The sequence below is a fragment of the Oleiphilus sp. HI0123 genome, from assembly GCF_001635315.1.
In genome coordinates this window covers 1-1366 of record NZ_LWGE01001746.1, presented here as the reverse complement: position 1 = coordinate 1366, position 1366 = coordinate 1, and the positions used below count along the sequence as shown (strand labels likewise).

General features: G+C 38.7%; 2 protein-coding genes. One reads left to right on the top strand and one right to left on the bottom strand.

What is annotated here, in order from left to right:
- Positions 1-335: 335 nt before the first annotated feature.
- Positions 336-1160, top strand: a complete 825-nt coding sequence (locus A3761_RS23605) for a hypothetical protein (RefSeq protein ID WP_156492068.1) — start codon at positions 336-338, stop codon at positions 1158-1160.
- Between the two features lie 21 nt (positions 1161-1181).
- Here the strand turns inward: A3761_RS23605 and A3761_RS28145 are convergent.
- Positions 1182-1366: helix-turn-helix domain-containing protein (locus tag A3761_RS28145; RefSeq protein ID WP_197473208.1), on the bottom strand; the 185-nt coding region annotated here is incomplete at its 5' end.

Genomic DNA, 1366 nt, shown 5'->3' with positions numbered 1-1366 from the left:
AAAGCGTTTCTCAAGACCGGCGACATTTTAGGCTGCGACGATGCACACCCAATTAATACGGTAATACAAAATATATATACTAACGACAAGCCGTACTTCATAAGTTACATCCTTTTGAACCTTCAAAACTTTAAATAAAATTTGGGCGTATTCTATCCATTTCTAACGATATTTTTGTGACTCCATGCACAATCATTTCGCATCATAGAATCACTATGCACATAACTACCGAAAACTTAAACGCGCTCTTGAAATTCACGACAAACTGAAGAAAAGTAGTCTGTACTCTTGTACTATTAAGCGCTATGTATTTATCTTCAATTATATGGTTCCAAATGAGCAAGGGATTCTCTAATTTAATATCTTCTATAGTGTTGAGCTTTCTCGCAATCACAGCCCACAGCAATACCGATGACAATAAGGCGGCAGCCATAATTATCGATCTAAATGGCAGTACATGCGTAATCCAACACGCTAACTGTAACCCTATAAGCAAAGGCCAGTTTATATATAATCGAAGTAAGTTGTACGTAGAAGGCTCTGTAACGATTTTTGATCTAGACGAAAAAAACTGGAACAAACTACCGTCTGGATCTTATCTAATTACTTCCTCAACTAACCCAGTAAAGGAAAAGCAAATTGTTGAGAATAAACTATCTTCGCTATATACCATACAAAACCGCCCTACAGCTTCGATCTCGACTAGAAATGATTCAGACATTAACACCTGTACGACAGAACAATTCGAGCTTTGCAGAGTTCAAATCAGTAACCAAAATATAGAATCCTTGGCGTCTCTTCTAAACCTAGAATCAGTTAGTATCCCAAGCTACTCCAAGTATCAGAACCTAAATGAATCTGTGAGCAAAAACTCTGCTTTATCGGGCCTAATTGCCAAATCATGCGCCACAGTCGAAGGCTCCACAAGCGCGCCAAACATAACTGATATAGTGATCGAGAGTTCGGGTGGTTCTTTCAAACTATCGCCGTTATCATCAAATTGTGAAAGAGCTTTTCTCAGTGAAAAGGCATCTTTAGATACGGCTATCAAAGACCACTCAAGTAAAAATTATATGTGGGCGTTAATAGCGCTTTATCAAAAATACGACCTGAACTTCAACGCGATAAAGACCTTACAACAACTCAAAAACAGTCCATAAAACCTATCTTAGTCGTAAGAATTAAGCTACCTGCTCTTCAAGCAAGGCCAAGCTAATTGCATACCTAATTTCAGGGTAATCAATTTGCTGCTCGCAGCCTTCGTATATCTCTTTCAAACCATCTGGCCTACCAAGCTCATTCCATACTGTTAGAACCCTTTCTTTCTGATCTTCTGAAGTGAGACTGGATAACTCTACATCTTCGC

What these genes read in the sequence shown, in the direction of transcription:
- A3761_RS23605 (WP_156492068.1), top strand. Translation starts at nt 336, where the DNA reads ATGAGCAAGGGATTCTCTAATTTAATATCTTCTATAGTGTTGAGCTTT.